We start from the raw sequence: 24,788 nt of genomic DNA, 5'->3' as shown, positions 1-24,788 counted from the left end.
GTTGTTATGTCGTGTTGTTATGTCGTGTTGTTATCTAGTATTGCTATTTATGTGTGCAGGTATACCGCACTTCTTATTTACAGCCAGACTTACCCCGCCCCACCGTGGTGAAGCAGGATGATGTTGACTGCTGATGTAATAAAAAAACCGACTATGGCCTAACACAGGCAGTGGCGAACCATAGGAAATACTTAGGTTCCCGCCAAAAAAAAGCCGACTAATAAGTCGGCTTACCTGTTATTTCGTACCAAATATTTTATCGCCCGCATCGCCCAGGCCCGGCATGATGTAACCCTGCTCGTTGAGGCCTTTATCGATAGATGCCGTGTAAAGCTCAATATCCGGGTGGGCTTTTTCCAGTGCGGCAATCCCTTCTGGCGCCGCGACCAGCACCAACACCTTAATGCTGTGACAGCCTGCTTTTTTCAGCAGATCGATCGTCGCGATCATTGAGCCGCCGGTCGCCAGCATGGGGTCAACCACCAGCGCCATGCGTTCTTCGATGTTGGACACCAGCTTCTGGAAATAAGGAACAGGCTCCAGCGTTTCTTCATCACGGTAGATGCCGACAACGCTGATACGCGCGCTAGGGACATTTTCCAGCACGCCTTCCATCATCCCCAACCCTGCACGCAGAATAGGTACGACGGTAATTTTCTTGCCTTTGATCTGATCGACTTCAACCGGACCGCACCAGCCATCAATGGTGACCTTCTCAGTGACCAGAGCGGCGGTGGCTTCATAAGTCAGTAAACTTCCCACTTCGGAAGCCAGCTCACGAAAACGCTTCGTGCTAATATCGTTCTCTCGCATCAAACCCAGTTTGTGTTTGACGAGTGGGTGTTTCACCTCGACGATCTTCATCTTTATCTCCCCATCGGCTAGTGGACGGACAAAAACGCCAAGCGCGTTTTTAAACACCGCTTGCGGCGGCCCGCAGGGCGGCGGGCACAAGAGCCCGTCGTAAAAAAAATCGCGGGATTATACCGCCTTTTTTGCTTAGCGCCATACGATTAAGCCTGATCCAGATCAACCGAGAAGAGAAATTGTTGCCGTTAACGAAAAATAGCCCGCCGATGACTCATCACTCGCAAACGATTGCCTACACTGTTAGAATTAGCGCGCATTATTTTTACCACAGTATGTTTTCTCAATACCGTGTTTTCTGAATACGACCCGTAACCTTCGTGGGGACTCAGCAGTGACCGACAAAACCTCTCTCAGTTATAAAGACGCAGGCGTGGATATCGATGCAGGTAATGCATTGGTCGACCGTATCAAAGGTGTAGTGAAACAGACTCGTCGCCCGGAAGTTATGGGTGGATTGGGTGGTTTCGGTGCCTTGTGCGCCTTACCGCAAAAATACCGCGAACCGATTCTGGTTTCCGGCACTGACGGAGTCGGCACCAAACTGCGCCTGGCGATGGATCTGAAACGCCACGATACCATTGGTATCGATCTGGTTGCGATGTGCGTGAACGATCTGGTGGTTCAGGGCGCAGAGCCGCTGTTCTTCCTCGACTATTACGCTACAGGCAAACTGGATGTTGATACGGCTGCCAGCGTGATTACTGGTATCGCAGAAGGCTGTAAACAATCAGGCTGTGCGCTGGTTGGTGGCGAAACCGCAGAAATGCCGGGCATGTACCACGGCGAAGACTACGACGTAGCTGGCTTCTGCGTCGGTGTGGTAGAAAAATCAGAAATCATCGACGGCAGCAAAGTCCAGAACGGTGATGTGCTGGTTGCCCTCGCGTCCAGCGGCCCCCACTCAAACGGCTATTCTCTGGTACGCAAGGTGCTTGAAGTCAGCAAAACCGATCCAGAGCAGTTCGAGCTGGAAGGCAAACCGCTGGCCGACCACCTGCTGGCACCGACCAAAATCTACGTGAAATCCATCCTGTCCCTGATTGAGAAAGTGGACGTTCATGCGATTTCTCACCTGACCGGCGGCGGCTTCTGGGAAAATATCCCACGCGTTCTGCCAGAAGGTATGCAGGCAACTATCGACGAATCCAGCTGGCAATGGCCTGCGGTTTTCAACTGGCTGCAACAGGCTGGGAATGTCAGCCGCCATGAAATGTATCGTACTTTTAACTGCGGTGTTGGTATGATCATCGCACTGCCAGCCGAACAGGCAGACGAGGCCGTTGCATTACTCAACAGCAGCGGCGAAAACGCATGGAAAATCGGCGTCATTACTCAAACCGATGCCGGAGACGCAGTGGTTATTAACTGATGAAAAACATCGTTGTGCTGATTTCAGGTCATGGAAGCAACTTGCAGGCGTTGATTGACGCCAGTAAGAACGGACGTCTCAAAGGAAAGATCGCCGCCGTATTCAGTAATAATGCGGAGGCCTACGGGTTAGAACGCGCACAGAATGCGGATATTCCGACGTTCGTCCTGAACCCTGAAGATTTTGCCGATCGCGCTGCATTTGATGCCGCGCTGGCAAATGAAATTGAGCAACATGAGCCGGCGCTGGTGATCTTAGCGGGTTACATGCGGATTCTTAGCCCGGAATTTGTTGCTCAGTTTGCAGGCAAAATGCTGAACATTCACCCTTCTCTGCTACCTAAGTATCCCGGCCTGCATACGCACCGCAAGGCGCTGGAAAATGGCGATCGGGAACACGGGACTTCCGTACATTTTGTCACCGATGAATTGGATGGCGGTCCACTGATTCTGCAAGCGAAGGTGCCAGTATTTAGTGATGACACCGAAGAAAGCCTGAGCGAGCGCGTGAAAACGCACGAGCACACAATTTATCCGATGGTCATTAACTGGTTCCTGAATGGCAGACTGGTGATGCGGGATAATGAAGCCTGGCTGGACAGCGTGCGTATTCCCCCACAGGGCTACGCTGCCGAGTAATTCTGTCTGCTCATTTCAGTAAGGCTCCCACTACGGAGCCTTACTTCCCCCCCCTCTCACCTCTTCTTATCCGCCTCTTTCTTTCCGTATCCACGTCAGGCACCGCTGTTCCCCTCTCTCTACGCTTTAAATATTTACTAATCTTTACGAAGAAACCACTAACTCTCAGATAAAAAACAACATTTCTATCAGCCGTCATTACACGTACTTTTCATCGGTTGAAAACGAAAATGACAATGATTATCTTTCCCCATCCTAAATTCTGTGAACTCCATCATGCGTATTGCCCTACTGCTTTGCCTGCTTTTTCTCAGCCCGCTTTTGCAGGCAAAAACCGTCACTGATATTTTGGGTCGACAGGTAGAGATCCCAGACAGCCCCCAGCGCATCATTCTGGGCGAGAGTCGCATGCTGTATACGCTGGCGCTGCTTCAACCGGATAACCCGGCAAAGCATGTCGTCGGCTGGCCGGGCGATATGGCGCGCTACGATGCGCAAAGCTGGTCACGCTATACCGAAAAATTCCCGCAGCTCACCCAGATCCCACAGTTAGGCAACGGCAGCCTGCAAGCGATGAACGCAGAGATGCTGCTGCCGCTAAAACCCGATCTGGTCATTCTGCCCCGTCTGGCAAAAAACGCAGCCAATGAAGATCTCCTGCAACAAACGCTGACTCGTGCAGGGATCCCGTTTATTTATGTCGATCTGCGTATCGATCTGCTTAACAACACGTTGCCCAGTATTCGTTTGCTTGGCGAGGTGCTGGATCAGGCCCAGCGCGCGACCGCCTTCAGCAATTTCTATCAGCAGCATATGGACGTGGTGCGCCAGCGTATCGCGCACTATCACGGTAAAAAACCGACGGTCATGCTGCATTTGCATCTGGGCAGACGAGACACCTGCTGTACCACGGCGGTCGGCGGCAGCCTTGGCGACCTGCTGACTTTCGCCGGCGGCGAGAATATTGCCAGCGGCACGATCAGCAGCGTCTACGGGGAATTGAGTCCAGAGCGCGTACTGGCCGCTAATCCCGATGTCTACATCGCCACCGGTATGGCCGGTCCGGAGGGAAAACGTTTCTCCAGCTTGATGCTCGGCCCGCTGGTTAACGCCGCGCAGGCGAAAGAGAGCTTCGACACGCTTATCCGTCAGGAACCTATTTTGTCTCACCTGCAAGCCGTGCAAACAGGCCGAGCCTGGAGCATGTGGCACAACTTCTACCTCAGCCCGTACCACGTCGTGATGGTCGAAATGTTTGCCAAGGCGCTCTACCCGGATCGGTTCGCCGATATCGATCCGCAACAAACACTACAACAACTCTATCAACAGTTTTTACCTATTGAATTTTCAGGGATTTATTGGAGTCAGATTTCGCATGAATAAGTTTGCTATAAAAAAGACCCCGTTACGCCACAGCTGGCCGCTGCTGGCACTGTTGCCGTTTAGCATTCAGGCAGCCATTGTTAATAACAAAACTGTTGATGGCAAAGAAGACACGATGGTGGTGAACGCCACGACGGGCGATCAAGCAGGAAAAGAAACAGGCTATCAGCCCCATAAAACGGTAACAGGAACCCGTACCGAAAGCCGTCTGCTGGATGTGCCACAGGCGGTCAACGTCGTCCCCACGCAAGTGCTTAAAGATCGTGCAGTTCGCAATATTGATGAAGCACTGTATAACGTCAGCGGTATTACACAGTCGAATACGCTGGGGGGCACGCAAGATGCCATCATCAAACGCGGCTTCGGCGATAACCGCGACGGCTCGATCTTTCGTGACGGCGTGCGCTCTATTCAGGCACGCAACTTTACCCCCAGCAGCGAACGCGTCGAAGTGTTGAAAGGCCCAGCTTCCATGCTCTATGGCATGGGCGAACCCGGCGGCGTCATCAATATCATCAGTAAAAAACCCGAGCTGGTACAGAAAACACACATTGAAGGCTGGGGAAGCAGTTTCAAAGGCGGCGGCGGACAGTTGGATGTCACCGGCCCATTAGGCACATCCGGTTTGGCTTACCGTATGGTGGTCGATCATGATGAAACCGACTACTGGCGCAACTTCGGGCGTAATCGCCAAACGACACTTGCACCGTCATTGATGTGGTACGGTGAAGACACCACCGTGCGTGTATCCTACGAACATATGGAATACCTGACGCCTTTCGATCGCGGCACCATTATCGATCCGAAGACGGGCAAGCCGGTTAATACGCCGCGCGATCGTCGCTTTGATGAAAGCTACAATGCGACACGCGGCGATCAGGACAGCGTCACCATGCAGGTTGATCGCAACCTGAATGACCGCTGGAAAAGTAGCCTGACCTACTCGTACAACCGCAACCGCTACAGCGACAATCAGGCGCGGGCGATGAGCTATGACACTAATACCGGAATACTAACGCGCCGAGCCGATGCCACCGCTTACGCGCATTCCCAGGCGCAGATTGTGCAGCTTACCGTAAATGGTGATGTGGACTGGGGGCGTATCAATCACCAGTTATTGTTTGGCTTTGATTACGAAGCGGACAGAACATTCCGTGGTGATATGATCCGTGGGACAAACAATACGGCCTTCAATATCTATAACCCCGTTTATGGTCAGTTAGCCGCCTCCACACGCGTCATCGCCTCAGAGAGCGATCAGCGTGAAAATATCGACAGCAAAGCGTTCTTTATGCAAGACACCATTCGTCTTAACGATCGCTGGCAATTGCTGGGTGGTCTGCGTTATGACACCTTCGATGTGATGGCGGGTAAAGGTCGTCCATTTGTCACGCGAACAGATAGTACCTACAGTCGCGTCGTCCCACGTGCAGGCATCATCTACAGCCTGACGACCTATTCATCCCTTTACGCCAGCTACAGTGAATCATTTAAACCCAACTCCTCTATTGCAACGCAAATCGGCTCGCTACCACCAGAATTAGGGCGTTCTTACGAACTCGGTGCCAAATGGGATCTGCCCAACCGTATTACGGGTAACGTAGCCTTGTTCGATATTGAAAAACAAAACGTGATGGTCGATGAGCTCATCAATGGCCAGACGGTAACGCGCACCGCAGGCTCCGTACGTTCACAAGGCGTTGAACTGGATCTGGCAGGCAACATTACCGATTCATTAAGTCTGATCGGCTCTTACGCCTATACCGATGCTCGCGTCACCGCCGATCCGAAAAATGAAGGCAAACGGATGAGCAACGCTGCCCGTCATACCGCCTCGCTATTCCTAACACAGGATTTTGGCAATATTGGCCTGGCATCTGGTGACGATCTCCGCGCCGGAGCAGGTGCACGCTACGTTAGCCGTCGCGCGGGCGATGCAGCAAATACCTTTTATCTCGATGACTACACCGTTGCCGATGCGTTTGTCGCCTATAGCCTGCCGCTCAACGGCTACAAGGTGAAATGGCAGCTCAACGTGAAAAACCTGTTCGATCAAACCTATTACCCGTCAAGCGGTAATAATCTACGTGTCGCCATCGGCGAACCGCGTCAGGTGGTGCTGCGCGCCAGCGTCGATTTCTAATGCACTTTAGCCCCGCATTTCACCGATGCGGGGCATCGTGCTATTTTTCACGTCACATTCAGCGTTCAGCCCCCGCCTCCCCGCCGCTATACTAGTGTTGGCATATTCATGCCAGCGTGACTCCGGCCATGCCGTTTCACGTCTCTTTTATCAATTAAGGATTCACTATGTCCGGTACGAGCAATTCCGTTCGGCTACGACCGCTGGAGCGGGACGATCTCACTTTCGTTCATCAATTGGATAACAATGCCAGTGTGATGCGTTATTGGTTTGAAGAGCCTTACGAGGCCTTTGTCGAACTCAGCGATCTGTACGACAAGCATATTCATGACCAGAGCGAGCGGCGCTTCATTATTGAACATGAGCAGACCAAGGTTGGTCTCGTTGAGCTGGTGGAGATCAACCATATTCACCGTCGCGCGGAATTTCAGATCATCATCGACCCTGCCTATCAAGGCCACGGCTACGCCAGCGCGGCAGCCAAACTGGCGATGGATTACGGCTTTTCAGTATTGAACCTCTACAAGCTGTATTTGATTGTGGATAAGGAAAACAAGAAAGCGATCCACATCTACAGCAAGCTAGGGTTTGAGGTAGAAGGCGAATTGATCCACGAGTTTTTCATCAACGGTGAATACCGCAACACGATCCGCATGTGCATTTTCCAGCACCAATATCTGGCGAAGCACAAAACCGTGACGGGAACCGGCGGCGAAGCCCCGGGGAGTGCTATCAGTCAGTAAGGTAAAAAGGCCAGCATTGCTGGCCTAACGCGATTTATTTCCCCTTTAGCGCAATCTCTGTGGTTCGTTTTATGCAGGTTCGGAGACGGTTTCGTGCGCCATAATGCTGTCATTTCATGCTATCTCGTAGCACGCGCCCGACGCAGGGCGCTCAGTCGCCGCCGCCCTGCGAACCCAGGCTTTCCGGCTAAATTATGCCGCTACGCGGTGCCATCGGTGTTCATGACCGCTGCTCGAGCCGCCAGTGACGCGTTCCCGACGCGGCACTGGCTTTCGCGACGTCCTGTCGCTCACTCGGCGTTCATGCCCACCGCTGCATAATTTTTTACGCCGGATGCTACTAAAAACCATCGTGTCATAGTGTTTATGTATAAGAGATTAACGCACGGTAAATAAATTTTACCCCGCGAACTGGCGGAACAGTGCTTTGCCGCGTAATAGCCGTAGCCCCAGCCAGCCGCCGCAGAGCGACAGCAGGAACGCCGCAATTAACGGGAGCGTTATCCACATCGTGACGTTCGGTTCCCAGGCGAAGTTGAAGACCTTACGCTGCAACAGCCACAGCGCCGATTCTGCACCAATCGCCGCTGCCGTTCCCGCCACCAGTCCCAGAACAGCAAACTCACACCACAACGTGGTGCGCAGCAGGCGTAACCCGGCCCCCAACGTGCGGTATACCATCAGTTCCTGACGTCGCTGACGCATCCCGACCTGGATCTGTGCCAACAACAGCAGTACGCCACAGAACAGTACCAGAATGACCATAATCTCCAACGCGCGGCTTACCTGCTGCAAGACCTGCCCAACCTGACGCAGAATACTGCCGATATCCAGCACGCTCACCGTCGGAAATTGGCGGTTCAACTGCGTAATCATCTTTTCATCGCCGTCGTAACGGAAGCTGGTCAGCCAAGACTGTGGCTGGTTATCCAGCGCACCCACGGGGAAAATAAAGAAGAAATTCGGACGCAGACTTTCCCAGTCGACCTGACGGAAGCTGGTGACTGTGGCGCTAAACGGCTGCGTGTCGCCGGTAAAGGTCAGCGTATCGCCAATCTTGATCCCCATCTCTTTGGCTTCTTTTGCTTCCATCGAGACTTCGCCCGCCTTCGGCGCGTCGCCTTCCACCAGTACGTTGTGCGGTGGAATCCCGTTCATCCAGGTTAGGTTCAGTTCACGGTTCACCGTGTTGCCGCCCGGATCGTCCTCGTGGATCACTTCTGTCGCAACCTGCTGATTAATCTCCGTTAGCCGCGCACGAATAATCGGGAAGAATTGCTCCGGCGTCACGTCATGCTGAGAGAGGAAATCCTCTATTTGTGGCACCTGTTCCTTCGTGATATTCAGCAGGAAATAGTTCGGGCTACCCGGCGGCAATTGCTGTTGCCAGCGCTCCAGCAAATCACCGCGCATCACCAGCAGCAGCGCCAAGAGCATGAAGGACAGCGAAAAGGCGGCCAACTGGCTGAGCGTCGACCATGGCTGGCGCAGCAATCGGTTAATGGCCAGACGTAGCGCCAGCCGTTTAACCGTCAGACGCCGTAATAGCAGCAAACCGCCCCAGCCAATGACGCCCAACAGTAGCGACAGCACTGCCATTCCGCCGAGCAGTGACCACAGCAGCACGCCGCCACCGGACAATACCGCCAGCAGCCCGACGACAATAAGCAGGACGATCGGCAGGTAATAGCGCAGCGACCACACGTTCGCTACCACATCCTGACGCAATACGCGCAGTGGCTGTGTCGCCAGCAGCAGCCGATAAGGGCGTAGCCCAACCAGCAGCGAGATCAGCACCAGCGATCCCAGCGCCCATACCCACGGCCACAGCCCGGAAGCGGGCAACGAGGCAGGCAGCACGGGTGCCAGCATTTTCATCAACAGCGCTTCAAACCCTAAGCCAAGTACGCTGCCACAAATCGCCGCCAAGCCCAGCACGGAAAGCCACTGCCCGATGATTAATCGCCTCAGTGCCTGTTTGCCTGCACCCAGCGTTTTTAGAATGGCGACCAAATCATAGCGGCTACGACAGTAGTGCCCCATCGCCACCGCCACCGCGGCGATAGACAACAACAGCGTCAGCAGCGCCGACAGCAACAGGAACTGCTGCGACCGTTTTAACGACTGGCTTAATGCGCCTTCAGAATCTTCCATGCCATACCAGCGCTGATCGGGCTTAAGCTGGGGTTTGATGAAGTTACCGAAGTCACTAATCTGCTTCTCATTGCCGGAAAACATGTAGCGCCAGGTAATGCGTCCCCCCGGCTGAATCGCCCCGGTTTTCTCGACATCGTCCAGATTCATCAGAATACGCGGCGCGGTCTCAAACGGATTGAAGCCCGCATCCGGTTCCTGAATCAGTTCGCCGCTAATGCGCAGCGAGGTATCGCCGACGTCCAGCATGTCACCGACTTTCAGCCCGAGTAGCGCCAGCAGGCGCGGCGCTACCAGCACCGTTCCCGCTTCCGCATGCAGCCCTTCCGGACGCGTCTGCAAATTACCGTACAGCGGATAGCGCTGGTCGGTGGCTTTAACCTGCGCCAGCTGCGGCGTGTCGCCCGCGAACGTCATGGTCATAAAGGAAATTTGTCGGCTGAGCGTCAGCCCGCGCTGCTGCGCGTCCTGAAGCCAGGCTTCCGCCACGGGCCGCGAGGCACGCAACACGCGATCACCCGCCAGAAAATCACGACTCTGCTGGCTGAGCCCTTTTTCCATGCGATCGCTGATGGTGCCCAGCGCCAACACGCAGGCCACCGCCAGCGTTAACGCCAGCCAGACAATCAGTAAGGAAGGAGAGCGCCATTCGCGCCAGAACCACCGCCAGATCATGCGTCCTCCCGCAGCTTGCCATCGACTAACCGCAGACGCCGCTCGCAGCGTGCCGCCAGTTGCTCATCGTGCGTCACCAGAATCAACGTGGTGGCATAATCGCGATTGAGGGAAAACAGCAGATCAACGATGCGCTCACCGGTTTTACGATCCAGATTTCCGGTCGGTTCATCAGCAAACAAGACGTTGGGACGACCGCTGAACGCCCGCGCCAGCGCCACCCGCTGCTGTTCACCACCGGAAAGCTGGGCAGGAAGATGATGTAAGCGCTCACCTAGCCCGAGCTGCTGTAAAAGCTGTTCAGCCTGCCCACGGCTATGGCTGTCGCTTTCACCGCGCAGCAACGCAGGTAATTGCACGTTCTCCAACGCATTCAGCGTCGGCACCAGCATGAAAGACTGAAAAACAAAACCCACATGCTGAGCACGCAGCGCCGCACGGCCTTCTTCATCCAGCGCGTTTAGCGATTTGCCCATCAGGCTCACCTCGCCCTCTGTGCCATCATCCAGCCCGGCCAGAATCCCCAGCAACGTTGACTTGCCCGAACCGGATTCGCCAATCAGGGCAATTGTCTGCGCAGGTTTGACAATAAGCTCAACTCCGGTAAGGATGGAAAGCCGATTTTCTCCCTGACCAACGTGCTTACTAAGATGATGAACTTCAAGAATGTTTTCTACGTGCGCAGTTTCGCTTGGCGTAGCACTCGCTGGGCTGGTCTTCGCAAACATGTTTTCGTCCTTTTGCTTCTGGGATTATGCAGCGTACGCGCTTTCGCCGCTGACACATTATTAATTCTGGGCGATAGCCTCAGTGCGGGCTATCAGATGCCGATCGCTAACGCATGGCCAACGCTATTGAACACACAGTGGCAGACGCAGAAAAAAGGCGTCGCGGTGGTTAACGCCAGTATTAGTGGAGACACCACCGCGCAAGCACTGGCGCGTCTTCCTGCCCTGTTGCAACAGCATCAGCCGCGTTGGGTATTGATTGAACTGGGCGGCAATGATGGCCTTCGGGGATTTCCGGCCCCTAACATTGAGCAAGATCTGACGAAAATCATCACGCTGGTCAAACAGGCTAACGCTCAGCCGCTGCTCATGCAGATCCGTTTGCCGACCAACTATGGCCGTCGCTACACCGAGTCATTCAGCAATATCTACCCCAAATTAGCGGAGCAGTTTGCGCTTCCGCTGCTGCCTTTCTTTATGGAGCAGGTGTATCTTAAACCGGAGTGGATGATGGAAGATGGCATCCATCCAACCCGGGATGCCCAACCGTTTATCGCAGAATGGATGGCGAAGCAGCTGGAACCCTTAGTTAACCATGAGTCTTAATAAATAGGCTTTTGAATTAGGTAAAGTTATGCAAAAAACGGTCTTCATTACGGGTTGCTCCAGCGGTATTGGCCTGATTGCCGCTCAGGATCTGCAAAAGCGCGGCTATCGCGTGATTGCCGCCTGCCGCCGCGCAGAGGATGTCGCGCGTCTTACCACGCTGGGTCTGGAAGCGATTACGCTCGATCTGGATGACAGCGCCAGCGTTGAGCAAGCGGCTGCGGAGGTGATCAGACTGACCGATAACCGCCTGTACGGTTTGTTTAATAACGCCGGATACGGCCTATATGGCCCGCTGAATACCATTTCGCGCCAGCAGCTTGAACAGCAATTTTCCAGCAATCTATTCGGCACGCATCAACTCACCCAGTTGCTGCTACCCGCAATGTTGCCTCACGGTGAAGGCCGTATCATCCAGACCAGTTCTGTTCTGGGGCTGGTGTCCACGCCGGGGCGCGGCGCGTATGCCGCCAGCAAATATGCACTGGAAGCCTGGTCAGATGCGTTGCGTATGGAGCTCCACGGTAGCGGCCTGCACGTCAGCCTGATCGAGCCTGGCCCAATCAGTACGCGCTTTACCAGCAACGTCGCACAGACACAGACAGACAAGCCGGTGACCAATCCCGGCATCGCTAAACGCTTCACGCTGCCGCCGGAAGCGATATTGCCGAAGTTGCATCATGCGCTGGAAAGTTCGCGGCCTAAATTACGCTATCCCGTCACGCTGGTGGCTCACGCCTTAACCTGGCTGCGCCGCCTGCTACCGGGATGTCTGCTGGATAAGGTATTACGGGGATAAAACCTCAGAAGGTGAGGTATTGCGCACTTGCCTCTGTATGAGGCTTGCAAGTGACACCGACAGGCCCCATCTAAGGGTCAAACGCATTCAGGAAGTAAGAGAGACTACTCATGTTAGAACAACAAGCGACTATCGTTGACGTCAACGAATCCAACCTGCATCAGGTGTTGGAACACTCCATGACACTGCCAGTCCTGTTTTACTTCTGGTCAGCACGTAGCCAGCACTGTCTGGAGCTGGAACCGGTGTTGGACAAGCTGGCGCAGGAATACGCCGGGCAGTTCGTTCTGGCGAAGGTTGACTGTGATGCCGAGCAGCGCGTCGCCGCTCAGTTTGGCCTGCGTTCAATTCCAACCGTTTATCTGTTTAAAGATGGCCAGCCGCTGGACGGTTTTCAGGGGCCACAGCCGGAAGAAGCCATTCGTGAATTACTGAAACGCGCGCTGCCGAAAGAAGAAGAGCTGAAAGTCGCACAGGCACAGCAGTTGATTCAGGAAGACAAACTGCCGGAAGCGATGCAGTTACTGAAAGACGCCTGGCAGCTCAGCCAACAGCGTAGCGACATCGGTCTGATGCTGGCGGAAGTGCAGATTCAAATTAAACGCAGTGAAGAGGCTGAAGCCGTGTTAGCCACCATTCCTTTGCAAGATCAAGACACGCGCTATCACAGCCTCGTTGCGCAGATTGAGTTGCTAAAACAGGCAGCCGATACGCCGGAGATTCAGCATCTACAGCAGCAACTGGACGCCGACCCACAAAATGCGGAACTGGCGGTACAGCTGGCGCTGCAACTGCATCAGGTCGGTCGTAATGAAGAAGCACTTGAGCTGCTGATGGGATTCCTGAAGAAAGATCTGACCGTTGCTAATGGTAACGCGCGCAAAACGCTGATGGACATCATGGCCGCCCTCGGCACCAGCGACGCCCTCGCCGCCCGCTACCGCCGCCAGCTCTATTCGTTATTATATTGATTCTCTTGTGAAAAAGGCCAGAACGTTGATTCTGGCCTTTTTATTTACAGGTAAGCATTAGCCATCGGCTTATAGACTTATCGTCTTATGCTAGATTGATGTGATGGTTTCGGGCAGGTTTACTCGGCGTAAAAATTGCGCTGAGGTGAGCGTTACCGCCGAGTGAGCGGCATGGACGCCGCGAAAGCCAGTGCCGCGTCAGGAACGCGTCACTGGTGGCTCGAAAGCGGGAACGATCTCCGAAGGCACCGCACAGCGGCGCAATTCACGCCGAAAGCCTAGGGTCATGGGGCGAGCGGCGCTTGAGCCGCCCCGTGTCGGGCGCGTGCTACGAGGTAGCATGAAAATGACGGTACTATCGCGCACGAAACCACATCGGCAGCAGCATAGAAGCAGCCAACAGGCAGGTTAGGATAAGATCCTCAATAACGCCACGCTAACTACAACGTATCCAGCACCGTGATCCAGCCGTGGCCGCCGTACACTGACCAGCCGTTTAGCCAGCGGCGTAGCATATTCATCGCCAGCATCGCAACGACCTCCTGATGGGTTTTCAGGCTGTAGCGCTGTACGTTGAACTGTATCGTTTGGGCGAAAGATCCTTCCGGCGTATGTAGCGCCAGTGATAGCTCGGCATCGTTCCTATTCCCCACGACCAATGCTAACGACGCGCCCTGACGCTCCGCCAAATGGCGAGCATAGTCCGCTATCCCAGACAGGCTAACATCCTCAACGTTTGCCAGCAGTTCCCCGCCTGCCAGCGGCGTATTTGCCGATTGAAGCTGCCAGTTAAGCAATCCCGCCGTGAAGTGTTCACTCACTGCCAGCGTCATATCACGTTCAGCCAGACGCCTTGCCAGCTGTGTAGGAAGCCCTTCCGTTCCTTCAAAAAGGGTATTTTCTCCGGCCACGGCGCGCACCGTTTCCCACAGCTGCATCATCTTTTCCTGCTGTGCGGCTGGACCGGTCAGCTTCAGCTCAATGATCGGCATAGAAGAGCGGTAACCCAGCACCACGCCCGGCGGTAACGCCATGCCATCCAGCTGACTTGCCAGATCGCTTTCAGAACGGCCAAAGGTGGTCAAACGCAGGCACAGCGGCGCATCTGCGACAGTAAAACGTTCGCGCAAGCGCGGCATAATCTGCTGATCGACCATGACCTTAAATTCAGATGGCACGCCCGGCGTAAAAAACATCAGGCATTTATTCAGTTTCAGCGCGAAACCACAGGCGGTGCCCACCGGGTTATCCACCATTTCCGCACTGGCGGGGATTTGCGCCTGTTTGCGGTTGCTGGGTGCCATCACTCTGCCACGTTCGGCAAAAAAGGCCTCCATACGCGCCAGCCATTCCGCATGTTCAACTAGCCTTTCGCCTGCTGCGGTGGCCGCCGCCAACGCGCTGAGATCGTCGCTGGTCGGCCCCAGCCCGCCGTTAACAATCAGGATATCGGCGATCTGGCTACGCTGCGTTATCGCGGTCACCAGCGCATCGAGATCGTCCCCCACCGTCATCCGGCTGGTCATCGGTAATCCCTGTTGAAACAAATAATCCGCCAGCCAGGCCGCATTGGTATCAATAATCTGACCATGCAGCACTTCATCGCCGGTACATAACATCTCGACCCTAAGCATTTTTTTATTCCTCGTGACGATCCTGAAACCACTTTAAAAAGTCGGATGAACAAACACAATATTTCTTTCAGCCAGCCCGAGAACACACGCAGCCAACGAGCACAGCCCCAGTGTAAATATAAAATTACACCCCTCGTAACGGTGTTTTGACAGAAATCACTGAATACTCTACCCTGCTGCCAAAAATATCTGGATAGCCACGCTATATATAGAGGAATAGGTGAAAAATCGCACTCTTGGCAGTATTTTTATCGTTGCAGGTACCACCATTGGAGCAGGAATGTTGGCGATGCCGTTAGCCACCGCTAGCGTCGGATTTGGTACTACGTTAATGATATTAATCGGTTTATGGGCACTGATGTGTTATAGCGCCCTGCTGCTGGTTGAAGTGTATCAACATCAGCCATCGCACACCGGGCTGGGCACGCTGGCAAAAATCTACCTCGGCCGCTGGGGACAATGGATTACAGGTTTCAGTATGCTATTTCTGATGTACGCGCTCACGGCAGCCTATATCAGCGGCGCGGGCGAACTGCTCGCCACCAGCATCAGCCAATGGAGTGGCTACTCACTTCCACTGTCCGCCGGAATTCTGCTCTTCACGCTGGTTGCCGGCGGCGTTGTCTGTATCGGCACATCCTCCGTCGATTTGTTTAACCGCATCCTGTTTAGCGGCAAAGTGCTCATGCTCGTCATTATGCTGGCCGTCATGGTGCCACATATTCAGCGCGTTAATCTCTTAACGCTACCACTGCAACAGGGTCTGACGCTTTCAGCATTACCCGTCATTCTGACTTCATTCGGTTTTCATGGCAGCATCCCCAGTATCGTGCACTATATGGGCGGTGACAGCCGTAAGCTGCGCCGGATATTCCTTATCGGTAGCGCGATCCCGCTGATTGCCTATATTTTCTGGCAACTGGCGATGCTAGGCAGTCTGAGCTCTTCAACGTTCAACGCGATTTTGGCCGATCAGGCGGGATTGAATGGGTTGATGCAGGCTATTCATACGCTGGTGGCTTCACCGCACGTTGAGCTGGCCGTCCATCTGTTTGCCGATCTGGCACTGGCGACCTCTTTCCTCGGCGTGGCACTTGGGCTATTCGATTACTTAGCCGATCTGTTTAAACGCAAAAATAGCGTCACAGGGCGTGCGCAAACAGGTTTTCTGACCTTTATTCCCCCGCTGGTGTTTGCCCTCTTTTATCCGCAGGGGTTCGTGATGGCGCTGGGTTATGCGGCAATCGCGCTGGCCGTGCTGGCACTGCTTATTCCTGTTTTGCTGAGCTGGCAGGTACGCAAACAGCGTCCTGAAATACGCGCAACGCGCGGTGGCGCGCCGATTCTGGCGCTGGTCTTCGCCAGCGGTGTCGGTATTATTTTGATCCAACTGGCGATGGTGGCAGGCTGGCTGCCGTCAATCAGCTAGCCTTCCGCACAGGGTGACGGACAAGGATGTCCGTCATAAAAAAACGCCGGGAGCGTTTTTCAACGTCGCTTGCGACGGCCCGCAGGGTGACGGACAAGGATGTCCGTCATACATAAAAAAAGAGCGTGAACTCAGCATTCACGCTCTTTTTTCTTTCAAACCAGCGATCAGAAGTTCAGGCCAACGCCGACATAGGCTGAATCCGCCAGTTTATTATCCGGCCCGCTTTCACGTGCCATATTGATGTAGCGGTAGCCGACATCAACGTTCAGCGGTGCAAATACCTGCCAGCGTACACCTGCTTTCCCTTCAACGTAGTGATCGACATGGCTGGAGAAAGCATCCGGTGAATAGTAACCTTCGCCATACAGCGAGAACTGACGGCTCAGTGGCCACTGCACGCCACCGCCCAGAGCAACACCATAGCCATCATTGCCATGATCCTGATTCAGGTACAGCGCTTTACCGCCCAGAGTCAGCTTGAGTGGGCCGACAGGGATGGTGTATCCCAGACCGAAGCCGTAGACGTCATTGTTGTTGTCGCCGTGGGCATAGCTCACATTCCCCGCAAGCCCAGGAATGCCCATACCGAAGCCCGCATTAGCGCCTGCATAATCGCGACCTGCTTCCCCGGAAAGGCTAATGGCATGTACAGAGGCCGTTGCAAGTAACAGGCTTCCCGCACAGGCAATCACAAACTTTTTCATTTTCAATATCCTTAAAAACCGTCGTTAAACGCGCGTGTAAAGATGTTATCGCTGCCGATTTTACCCGAAACGCCCCCTCACTCCAGCATGAAATTACCCTGAGCAGCGATTTATTCTTTTAATAATCATGAAAGTTTTCATTCAGCGCTGCTGACAATGGCAACAATAAGCGTCGCCTATTTGCTCAAAAAAGACAAAGTGAACAATAGTACTCATCATGGACGACGACAAAACAGGCAGAAAGAAACGATGATGAGAGAAGGAAAATTAGCCGCAGGAAAGCGTGCCACGGCGATGGATACCCATACGGTGCCTTCCGACAAGCACACGCCGATGCGGTTTCAGGATATGTGGTTTCTGGAAAAGCTGGCGCTGTTCGATCGTGAAACCAACGCCAATCATCAGGCTAGTCAGCAAAAAAAGGCGACGAAACCCAGCAGCAACGCACCAGATTATTAGCTTACGGCCACGTCGCGCTACCTGTTGGGCACGCGGTGCGTTGCATTAACCCAGCCTTTCACCTGCTGACGCGACAGCTTAATCCCGCCATTTTTCAGTTCGGCTGGCAGCGTATAATACGCAACCGGGCGCTGAAATCCGGCAAGCTGCGGCTGTAGCCAATCGCGTACTGCATCAAGCGTCGTCGTTTGTGCCACTTCCAGCACCGCAACAGGACGGTGACCAAACTCCGCATCGTCAACGGGCACAACACAGGCCTGTTGCACATCGGGATGCCTCAACAGTACGGCTTCGATATTCTCCGGCTGGATCCCTTCTCCACCGCTAAAAAATTGATTATCCAGACGCCCCAGAATGTGCCACTCACCCTCGGCAAAGCGCCCGCGATCTCGCGTGTGGAACCAGCCATCCTCATCGACCAGTGGGATCAGTTTCCCGTCGCGCCAGTAGCCAGCCGCCAACGTGCTGCCGCGCAGCAGAATTTCATCCTCAACCAGTCGGATCTCCCGCCCGTGTAACGGCAGCCCCACCCCAGAACGCCCATCGGCGCGTTTCGCGCAAGCTGTCGACGCCAGTTCCGTCAGACCATAGCCACACCAGCAGCTCACGCCTCGGGCTTCAGCCTGTTGCGTGAGCGTCTGCGGAATCATCGCGCCGCCGAGCAATACGGCTTTCAGTGCCGTAGGGAAAGTTTCCTCCGACAGCAGTCGCCACAGTTGCGTCGGCACCAGAGAAGCGTGGGTACAATCGCGCAGCGCACTCTCCAGAGGCTGATGCGCACGAACGACTATCGTGGCTCCCGTGGTAAGCCAGCGCCAGACGATACCCTGCCCGGACACGTGAAAGAGCGGGAGTGACAACAGCCAACTGTCGCGGGAGGAAAACGCCATCATCTGAACCACACCTTCCGCGCTGGAAAGATGAGCCGAGAACGTGTGCGCCACCGCTTTTGGCATTCCGCTGGAGCCGGATGTCAACGTCAGCGTCGCCAGCCGTTCGGCCTGCCAGCACAATCGATCGGCACGGCGACTTTCTTCGGTATAGCCCGATGGCAAAAAATCTGATGGTAAAGAAAGGGGGGCTAAAGAAAGCGTGCGTACCGCATTCGGCCAGGGGGTATCATTCAGGCAAAGACCATACGCCACATGCAATGCGGGCAACAGCGCCTCGGTTAACGCATCGGGCAGCTGTGGATTCAGCGGCAGCACACGTGCACCGCATTGCAATAGCGCCAGATAGCTGAACAGCATCTGTACGCTATTTTTCCCACGTAGCGCAACCGTACTGTCGGTCGCAACGCCCTGCTGTGTAAAATGCTGCGTCAGACGATCCACCTGCTGGGCAAGCGCCTGCCAGCTCCAGCAGGTTTCATCGTCAATCAATGCGACAGACGGAGGCGTCTGGTTAGCCCAGTGTCGCCACGGCCAGTCAGTCAGGATTGCCATACCACGTCCAGTTGCTCAGCAGCCAGCAGCGGCAACGTGCTCTCCGGCCAGGCTTGAATAACCTGCGCTTGCATCAGATTCAACGTGTCCAGACCTGGAATCGTCTCCGGCGTCAGCCAATGCGCCAGACGCGCCAACTGCGTTAAACCCAGACTGGATTCGATACTGGAGCTAATCACCGCCGTTAATCCAGCCTGCTGCGTTTCCTGCACCAGTTGCTGGCAGCGAGCGAGGCTGCCGACCAGCGTAGGCTTAATAACAATCGCGCTCACCCCCGGCTCAGCTTCCACCCGAAAATCGGCCTCGCGCACACTTTCGTCCCAGGCAATGCTGATACCGGTTTCCCGCGCAAATTCGCGAGATTCTTCACGGGTTTTGCAAGGCTCTTCGAGAAAGGCAATACGCGAACGCAATGACGGCGCGACATAGCGGGCAAAGCCGTCCGCTTTGGCGCGCGTCCAGCTACGGTTGGCATCCAGACGGAGTTTCAGATCCGGCAACGCTTCCAGCAGCACGTTAACGATCATGCCGTCACGCACCGCTTCGTACAGGCCGACTTTGACCTTTGCCACTTTCTCGCCCGGCATCGCCTGTAGCATGTCAAACAGCTCATCAGGATCGCCGCTGCACAACGGCGCTTTGCGATAGTCAGCAGCCTGCGGCAGGTGTTGATCCAGCTCTGCCTGTGCACAGCTTAAGCCAAAGGCCACTGACGGCAAAAGATCGTCAGAAAATGCAGACCCTGTCGCCCACGATTGCAGCTGTTCAAGCGTAACGGCTTCCGCCTCAGCCAGCGTTTCCACGCTGAATTCCGGTAACGGCGCGATCTCACCCCAGCCCAACCGTTCGTCTTCTTGCAGACGAACGATAAGCCCATCGCGGGTTTTCAGACGCTGATTGCGCAGCACGACACCCGCTTCCATCGGCACGCTGTAACGATAGAGAGTGACCCGACGCATTACGGATTCCGTTTGAATTTGCTGAAGTCAGGCTGACGTTTTTCGTTGAACGCGTTACGGCCTTCCTGCCCTTCGTCCGTCATATAGAACAGCATGGTGGCGTTACCCGCCAGTTCCTGCAAGCCCGCCTGACCATCGCAGTCCGCGTTCAGTGCCGCTTTCAGGCAGCGCAGCGCCATTGGGCTGTTTTGCAGCATTTCACGGCACCAGCGCACGGTCTCTTTTTCCAGGTCGGCCAGCGGAACCACTGTGTTCACCAGCCCCATATCCAGCGCTTGTGCCGCATCGTACTGACGGCACAGGAACCAGATTTCACGTGCTTTTTTCTGGCCCACGATGCGTGCCATGTAAGACGCCCCCCAGCCGCCGTCGAAGGACCCCACACGCGGCCCCGTTTGACCGAAGATGGCATTTTCAGCCGCAATGGTCAGGTCGCACATCATGTGCAGAACGTGTCCGCCACCGATGGAATAGCCCGCGACCATCGCGACAACTGGCTTCGGACAGGTACGGATCTGGCGTTGGAAATCCAGCACGTTCAGGTGGTGCACACCGCTGTCATCCTGATAACCGCCGTAGTCGCCGCGTACTTTCTGATCGCCGCCGGAGCAGAATGCCTTATCGCCTGCACCGGTCAGAATGATCGTTCCAATCCCGTCGTCATGGCGCGCATTGTCGAGCGCCTGGATCATCTCTTTTACCGTCTGCGGACGAAACGCATTACGTACCTGAGGGCGGTTAATGGTGATTTTGGCAATGCCATCGGTGGATTTATGGTAGAGGATATCGGCGAAATCGCCGCTGCAATCGTGCCATTCAATCGGTGCGTAAAGCAGTTCTTCACTCGGATAAAGCATAGTTATCAATCCTTAACGTGATGCAAAAGAAAAGCGCGAACCCGCTCGGCATACACCGCTGGATTCGCCTGATGAGCATTGTGGCCTGCCTGCGCTACGCTCAGTAACGGCAGGCCATATTGCGTCGCCAGCGTTTGAAATTTCATATCGCTGGCACCGCATAAATAAACAAAAGGCATCGACAGGTGTCGGAGACGGTCTGCTAAAAAAGGCTGCCGCCCCAGCGACGTGGCTTCCAGCATGGCCGCAACGGATGCGCCGTGATTCGCACTCCGGCGCTCAATCAGCTGTTCACGCTGTACTGAATCCACATCGGCAAAGACTGCCTGCTGATACCAGTCCTGCAAGACCGCGGGCAGCGGTTCGTGATGAAAGCGTTGCGCCCAACGAGCATCATGGTGGATACGTGCCGTACGCAGCTCCGGCGTCGCCAGACCGGGGTGGCCGCCTTCGACCAACAGCCCCAGCATGCCGTCATGCTGCCCGTTACAAGCGTGATACATCGCGATACGCCCACCGAGCGAATAACCCAACAGCCAATAACGCGTAATATCTTGCTCCCGCAGCGTCTCGCTGAGCAGGCGACTCACATCGGCAAAATCGGTTGCGGAAATCGTTCGCGACGCACTATGTCCGGGTAAATCCACCAGCAGTACGGGCCAGTCGCGGCAAAACGGCAGGACGGGCAACCAGTCCTCTCCGCTGCCTAATAAACCATGTAGGCATACCAGCCACGGCTGCCTCGGCGCCACCGCGCCATGCGTCACCTTCCGGCAGCTTAACCCCTGAGAACCTGAATCCTGAGAATCTAGCCCCTGAAACTCTATCCCCTGAGAATCTAGTGCGCCCATGTCGCCACCTGCGCGACCAGTTCATTGAGCGTTGCTGCGCCATCCTTCGGCTCAACCACGACCTCCAGCAGCGTGACGCCCCCCTGTGCCCAGCAGTCCATTACCGTATTCGCCAGCTGTTCCCAGTTATCAGCGCGCACGTAATTGAGGCCAAACATCGCAGCAGCATGGCCGAACTCCACATTTTGCGGCATGCAGTAAAACGCTTCACGCTGCGCAACCGGCGTCGGCAACAGGGAAAATATCTGGCCGCCGTTATTGTTCACCACAATCAGCACCAGCGGAGCGGGAGCCTGACGCAGCAGCGCCAGCGCATTCAAATCGTATAACGCAGAGAGATCGCCGACGATGCCCAGCGTCGCTTTCGCGGTGGCACGCTGCACGCCAGCCAGCGTGGAGATCAGGCCATCAATACCGCTGGCACCGCGATTACCGTACACCGGATATCCCTGCGGGAGCTGCGCCAGCGCGTCGATCAAGCGCACTACCAGGCTGTTGCCGACAAACAGCTGTCCATCTGGCGGCAACAGTGCGGGTATACGCTGCGCCAACTGTGCCTCACCAAAGCGAGGAGCCAGATGCATGTCGATCTGCCGCTGCGTTCTGTCGGCAATATCCACCAACATATCCGCCCACGGTGCCTGCTTGTGCGCCGGGTGCGCTGACAGCCACTCGCCCACGTCCGCCACCAGACGACGCCCGCGATGATGAGCCGGATCCAGCCGTCCCGGCAGATCGTCAATTAACCAGAATTCTTGCGGCTGGCACTGTTCCTGCCATTGCAACAGGCGCTTACCGGTCAGGCTACCGCCGAACTGCAAGACAATCTCCGCCTGCCGTAAGCGATCCGCTGCGTCGGGATGCGCCAGCCAGATATCCGCACAGGGCAACGGCTGCCCACTTTGCGACAGAACATCACCAATAAGCGGCCAACCCAGTTCATTTGCCCACGCGGCGAGACGCGCCCCCTGTTCGGGACTCACGCGACCGGCGAGCACAACGCCGCGCTTCTGTCGCCACTGCGGCCAGTCCGGCTGCACCACCAGCGCACTCTGACGCATTTCACGCAGCCAGGGTTCACGGCTATTCCACCAGTCGCCCAGCGTCATCAGCCAATCCTGATACGCCGTGCCGTCATCGGCACCGTACAGCGGTTCAGCAAACGGGCAGTTAATGTGCAGCGCGCCGTGCATCAGTCGCGCCATGGCGCTATCGACAGAAGAAACCAGCCAGCTAGCTGGGATGTCGGGCGTGGGGCGCGGTAAATCCAGCGCCAATGTGGGGTGTGAAGCATACAGCGCATGTTGACGAATCGCCTGATTCGCGCCGCAGTCGATCAGCTCCGGCGGACGGTCGGCGGTCAGAACGACCAGCCGCTCACCGGTCAGCCCGGCTTCAATGATGGCAGGATAAAGGTTCGCGGCAGCGGTGCCTGACGTCACGATAATCGCAACCGGTTCACGTGAGGCTTTTGCTAGCCCAAGCGCCAGATGCCCGAGCCCGCGTTCGTCAAAATGCGTGTGGCAAATCAGCGCGTGGTTGTCCGCCGCAGACAATGTCAGCGGGGTGGAGCGAGAACCGGGCGCGATACAGACATGCCGGACGCCGTGGCGGGTCAGCGATTCCAGCAGTAATGTAGCCCAGCGGCGATTAAATACACTTGTTGACATGATGTACTCAACAACTCAGGTTGCAGGTTATTCCCGCCATCTTCCTGTGTACTGGCTGAACCGCTCACAGAAAATGATGGATACAGGCAAAAGACGAATGATCAACTGTTGGCGGCCTGGTTGCCCTTTAGCAAACATCAAGATCGACCCTATTATATTTTTTTTTACCACGCTGACTTTGATATAAACCAGTACCAGGCACAACAACCATAAAACAAAACTATGACATATCACCGTCTAACAGGGATCTCAGCCCTGCCGCTTTGTTTTCCAACTCCTGCCATTCTTGTTCTGGATCAGAAGCGGCCACAATTCCGGCACCGGCATAGAGCGTTAAAATATGATCCCGCACTTCGGCTGAACGTAACGCCACGCTGAATTCAGACTGCTGACGAGAAAGGTAACCCGCCGACCCTGCGTACCAGCCGCGTTCAAACGGTTCATGTTCGGCAATAAAGCGCCGCGCCTCTTGCCGCGGCAAACCCGCAACCGCCGCCGTGGGCTGTAATGCCTTCAGGCACGCGCTATCAGACGCCGTTCGTAATGTGGCATGAATGGTGCGGCGCAGATGCTGTACTTTACGCAGGCGCACAATTTCCGGCGGCATCACATCCAGCGACAGCGCGGACTGCTGGAGCCGCTGGCAAATATCATCCACCACCAGCATGTTCTCGCACTGATTTTTGGTGTCATTCATCAGCCAGTCAGCCAGTTCAGCAGCTTTGTGTGCGTCGCGATCGCTTGCCACCGTCCCCGCCAGCGCTTCCGTTTCCAGCTCACTCCCCCGACGACGATAAAGCCGTTCCGGGCTGGAACCGAGAAACGCATGACGCGCGTCGTGCGCCAGCATGAAATGGAAACAGTGGTGATTTGCCGCCCGGCTGGCGGCCATAAAGGTGGTGGCCTGTAGCGACTGCGTCAGCGTTAGCGTAGTCGCCCGTGCCAGAACGACCTTTTCCATCAGTCCCGCATTGATGTCATGCAGCGCCCGCTGGAGCAAATCAATCCATCCCTGGCGCTCTGGCTGATGCCCGACGGACTGAACCTCCGCATGCAAAGCAGGCAGCGACGCAGGCGGCAGAAGCAGATTAATAAACGCCGAGGCTTCGGCGGCATCCTGCTGCAATGAGGTATCGCTGAACAGATTAATACTCAGGCTGAGCGTATCATCCTGACGCCGCAGCTCTGCACGGGGCAAAAACAGGTAGCCAGGAGACGAAGTGTCGCTTTCTTTTATCTGGTTAAACGCATTCAGTCCCCAGATTCGCACGTTGGGGCCGCACTGCTGCTCGGCGAGAAATGCCTCGGCATCCTGAATATGATGAAACCCGCACACATTGCCGCACACAGCGGCTTCTTCACGATCCTGGCGATGCTGCCAATAGAACTGTGGGTACACCGGCTGAGTCGCCAGCCACGGCAATAGCTCAGACGCATCGCTGAGAGTTAATGAACGCGTTATTTGTCTGAAACCAGCGCATTCAGGCTGTGGCTCGCGCAAATCCTGCTGCAAATGCCGCAGCAAGTCGGAAAGTTGTTTCACCGTTACCCCAGAGACCTAACACAAAGTAGGGGATTATACGGGAAAAAACACGCCGTGGGTGAGAGCTTACGCAAGAGCCCAAAGTCCCCGTTACAACCACGAGGGGGAAGACAACGCAAAATCGCATCAAACGGCAAAACGGCGCGTGCGCATCG

General features: G+C 55.3%; 21 protein-coding genes. 10 read left to right on the top strand and 11 right to left on the bottom strand.

Annotated elements, in window-relative coordinates; all coding sequences use genetic code 11:
* Window positions 1–237 precede the first annotated feature (237 nt).
* Entirely contained in the window at window positions 238–864 is a 627-nt protein-coding gene (gene upp / locus LCF41_RS05920; protein WP_225087280.1) for a uracil phosphoribosyltransferase, read from the bottom strand.
* Between the two features lie 337 nt (window positions 865–1,201).
* On the opposite strand from upp, the gene purM reads away from it, so the two are divergent.
* The 5 genes from purM to speG all read left to right on the top strand — a co-directional run bounded on the left by purM (window position 1,202) and on the right by speG (window position 7,146).
* Complete coding sequence (gene purM / locus LCF41_RS05915; protein WP_015839417.1) at window positions 1,202–2,239, top strand: phosphoribosylformylglycinamidine cyclo-ligase; 1,038 nt, start codon at window positions 1,202–1,204, stop codon at window positions 2,237–2,239.
* The gene (gene purN, locus LCF41_RS05910) at window positions 2,239–2,877 is read left to right on the top strand and encodes a phosphoribosylglycinamide formyltransferase (protein WP_225087279.1); all 639 of its coding nucleotides are present in this window, start codon (window positions 2,239–2,241) and stop codon (window positions 2,875–2,877) included. The genes purM and purN overlap by 1 nt, the downstream gene beginning before the upstream one ends.
* Before the next feature lie 276 nt (window positions 2,878–3,153).
* Window positions 3,154–4,260 (top strand): ABC transporter substrate-binding protein, encoded by a 1,107-nt coding sequence (locus LCF41_RS05905; protein WP_225087278.1) that lies wholly within the window; start codon window positions 3,154–3,156, stop codon window positions 4,258–4,260.
* Window positions 4,253–6,403: a TonB-dependent siderophore receptor gene (locus tag LCF41_RS05900; protein ID WP_225087277.1), complete on the top strand. Its 2,151-nt coding sequence runs from the start codon at window positions 4,253–4,255 to the stop codon at window positions 6,401–6,403. Before LCF41_RS05905 ends, LCF41_RS05900 begins: the two co-directional genes overlap by 8 nt.
* 167 nt (window positions 6,404–6,570) lie before the next feature.
* Entirely contained in the window at window positions 6,571–7,146 is a 576-nt protein-coding gene (gene speG, locus LCF41_RS05895; RefSeq protein ID WP_225087276.1) for a spermidine N1-acetyltransferase, read from the top strand.
* A 399-nt stretch (window positions 7,147–7,545) separates the two neighbouring features.
* On the opposite strand, the gene ybbP is transcribed toward speG, so the two are convergent.
* Both ybbP and ybbA read right to left on the bottom strand, forming a co-directional pair.
* On the bottom strand, window positions 7,546–9,975 hold the full coding sequence (gene ybbP, locus LCF41_RS05890; protein WP_225087275.1) for a putative ABC transporter permease subunit YbbP: 2,430 nt from the start codon (window positions 9,973–9,975) through the stop codon (window positions 7,546–7,548).
* Complete coding sequence (ybbA, locus tag LCF41_RS05885) at window positions 9,972–10,703, bottom strand: putative ABC transporter ATP-binding protein YbbA (protein ID WP_052198332.1); 732 nt, start codon at window positions 10,701–10,703, stop codon at window positions 9,972–9,974. Before ybbA ends, ybbP begins: the two co-directional genes overlap by 4 nt.
* Here ybbA and tesA point away from each other — a divergent pair.
* The 3 genes from tesA (at window position 10,626) to LCF41_RS05870 (ending at window position 13,079) form a co-directional block, all read left to right on the top strand.
* Window positions 10,626–11,309 (top strand): multifunctional acyl-CoA thioesterase I/protease I/lysophospholipase L1, encoded by a 684-nt coding sequence (gene tesA / locus LCF41_RS05880; RefSeq protein ID WP_225087274.1) that lies wholly within the window; start codon window positions 10,626–10,628, stop codon window positions 11,307–11,309. The genes ybbA and tesA overlap by 78 nt on opposite strands.
* A 28-nt stretch (window positions 11,310–11,337) precedes the next feature.
* On the top strand, window positions 11,338–12,108 hold the full coding sequence (locus LCF41_RS05875; RefSeq protein ID WP_225087273.1) for an SDR family oxidoreductase: 771 nt from the start codon (window positions 11,338–11,340) through the stop codon (window positions 12,106–12,108).
* Between the two features lie 110 nt (window positions 12,109–12,218).
* Entirely contained in the window at window positions 12,219–13,079 is an 861-nt protein-coding gene (locus tag LCF41_RS05870; RefSeq protein WP_225087272.1) for a co-chaperone YbbN, read from the top strand.
* Window positions 13,080–13,519: 440 nt separating this feature from the next.
* Here LCF41_RS05870 and LCF41_RS05865 read toward each other — a convergent pair whose 3' ends face one another.
* Window positions 13,520–14,713, bottom strand: coding sequence for a nicotinamide mononucleotide deamidase-related protein YfaY (locus LCF41_RS05865; protein ID WP_225087271.1), 1,194 nt, complete (start codon window positions 14,711–14,713; stop codon window positions 13,520–13,522).
* A gap of 220 nt (window positions 14,714–14,933) precedes the next feature.
* Here LCF41_RS05865 and tyrP point away from each other — a divergent pair, with 220 nt between their 5' ends.
* Window positions 14,934–16,142: a tyrosine transporter TyrP gene (gene tyrP, locus LCF41_RS05860; protein ID WP_225087270.1), complete on the top strand. Its 1,209-nt coding sequence runs from the start codon at window positions 14,934–14,936 to the stop codon at window positions 16,140–16,142.
* Window positions 16,143–16,309: 167 nt separating this feature from the next.
* Here the strand turns inward: tyrP and LCF41_RS05855 are convergent, their stop codons facing one another.
* On the bottom strand, window positions 16,310–16,849 hold the full coding sequence (locus tag LCF41_RS05855; protein WP_225087269.1) for a YfaZ family outer membrane protein: 540 nt from the start codon (window positions 16,847–16,849) through the stop codon (window positions 16,310–16,312).
* Window positions 16,850–17,098: 249 nt separating this feature from the next.
* Between LCF41_RS05855 and LCF41_RS05850 the strand changes: the two genes are divergently transcribed.
* On the top strand, window positions 17,099–17,308 hold the full coding sequence (locus tag LCF41_RS05850; RefSeq protein ID WP_225087268.1) for a catalase: 210 nt from the start codon (window positions 17,099–17,101) through the stop codon (window positions 17,306–17,308).
* 17 nt (window positions 17,309–17,325) lie between these two features.
* On the opposite strand, the gene menE is transcribed toward LCF41_RS05850, so the two are convergent.
* The 6 genes from menE to menF form a co-directional block, all read right to left on the bottom strand.
* Entirely contained in the window at window positions 17,326–18,753 is a 1,428-nt protein-coding gene (gene menE / locus LCF41_RS05845; RefSeq protein ID WP_225087267.1) for an o-succinylbenzoate--CoA ligase, read from the bottom strand.
* The gene (gene menC / locus LCF41_RS05840; RefSeq protein WP_225087266.1) at window positions 18,741–19,712 is read right to left on the bottom strand and encodes an o-succinylbenzoate synthase; all 972 of its coding nucleotides are present in this window, start codon (window positions 19,710–19,712) and stop codon (window positions 18,741–18,743) included. The genes menE and menC overlap by 13 nt, the downstream gene beginning before the upstream one ends.
* The gene (gene menB / locus LCF41_RS05835; protein ID WP_180742300.1) at window positions 19,712–20,569 is read right to left on the bottom strand and encodes a 1,4-dihydroxy-2-naphthoyl-CoA synthase; all 858 of its coding nucleotides are present in this window, start codon (window positions 20,567–20,569) and stop codon (window positions 19,712–19,714) included. The genes menC and menB overlap by 1 nt, the downstream gene beginning before the upstream one ends.
* A 5-nt stretch (window positions 20,570–20,574) precedes the next feature.
* Entirely contained in the window at window positions 20,575–21,420 is an 846-nt protein-coding gene (menH, locus tag LCF41_RS05830; RefSeq protein ID WP_225087265.1) for a 2-succinyl-6-hydroxy-2,4-cyclohexadiene-1-carboxylate synthase, read from the bottom strand.
* Window positions 21,408–23,090 carry a 2-succinyl-5-enolpyruvyl-6-hydroxy-3-cyclohexene-1-carboxylic-acid synthase gene (gene menD, locus LCF41_RS05825; protein ID WP_225087264.1) on the bottom strand — a complete coding sequence of 561 codons (1,683 nt, stop codon included), beginning with the start codon at window positions 23,088–23,090 and terminating at the stop codon, window positions 21,408–21,410. Before menD ends, menH begins: the two co-directional genes overlap by 13 nt.
* Window positions 23,091–23,310: 220 nt before the next feature.
* A complete protein-coding gene (menF, locus tag LCF41_RS05820) occupies window positions 23,311–24,633 on the bottom strand; it encodes an isochorismate synthase MenF (RefSeq protein ID WP_225087263.1) in 1,323 nt (440 codons plus the stop codon).
* Between the last annotated feature and the right edge of the window lie 155 nt (window positions 24,634–24,788).

The sequence above is a fragment of the Pectobacterium colocasium genome, from assembly GCF_020181655.1.
GTDB lineage: Bacteria > Pseudomonadota > Gammaproteobacteria > Enterobacterales > Enterobacteriaceae > Pectobacterium > Pectobacterium colocasium.
Note: the sequence above shows the minus strand (reverse complement) of the source record. Positions and strands in the feature narration are given on the sequence as shown.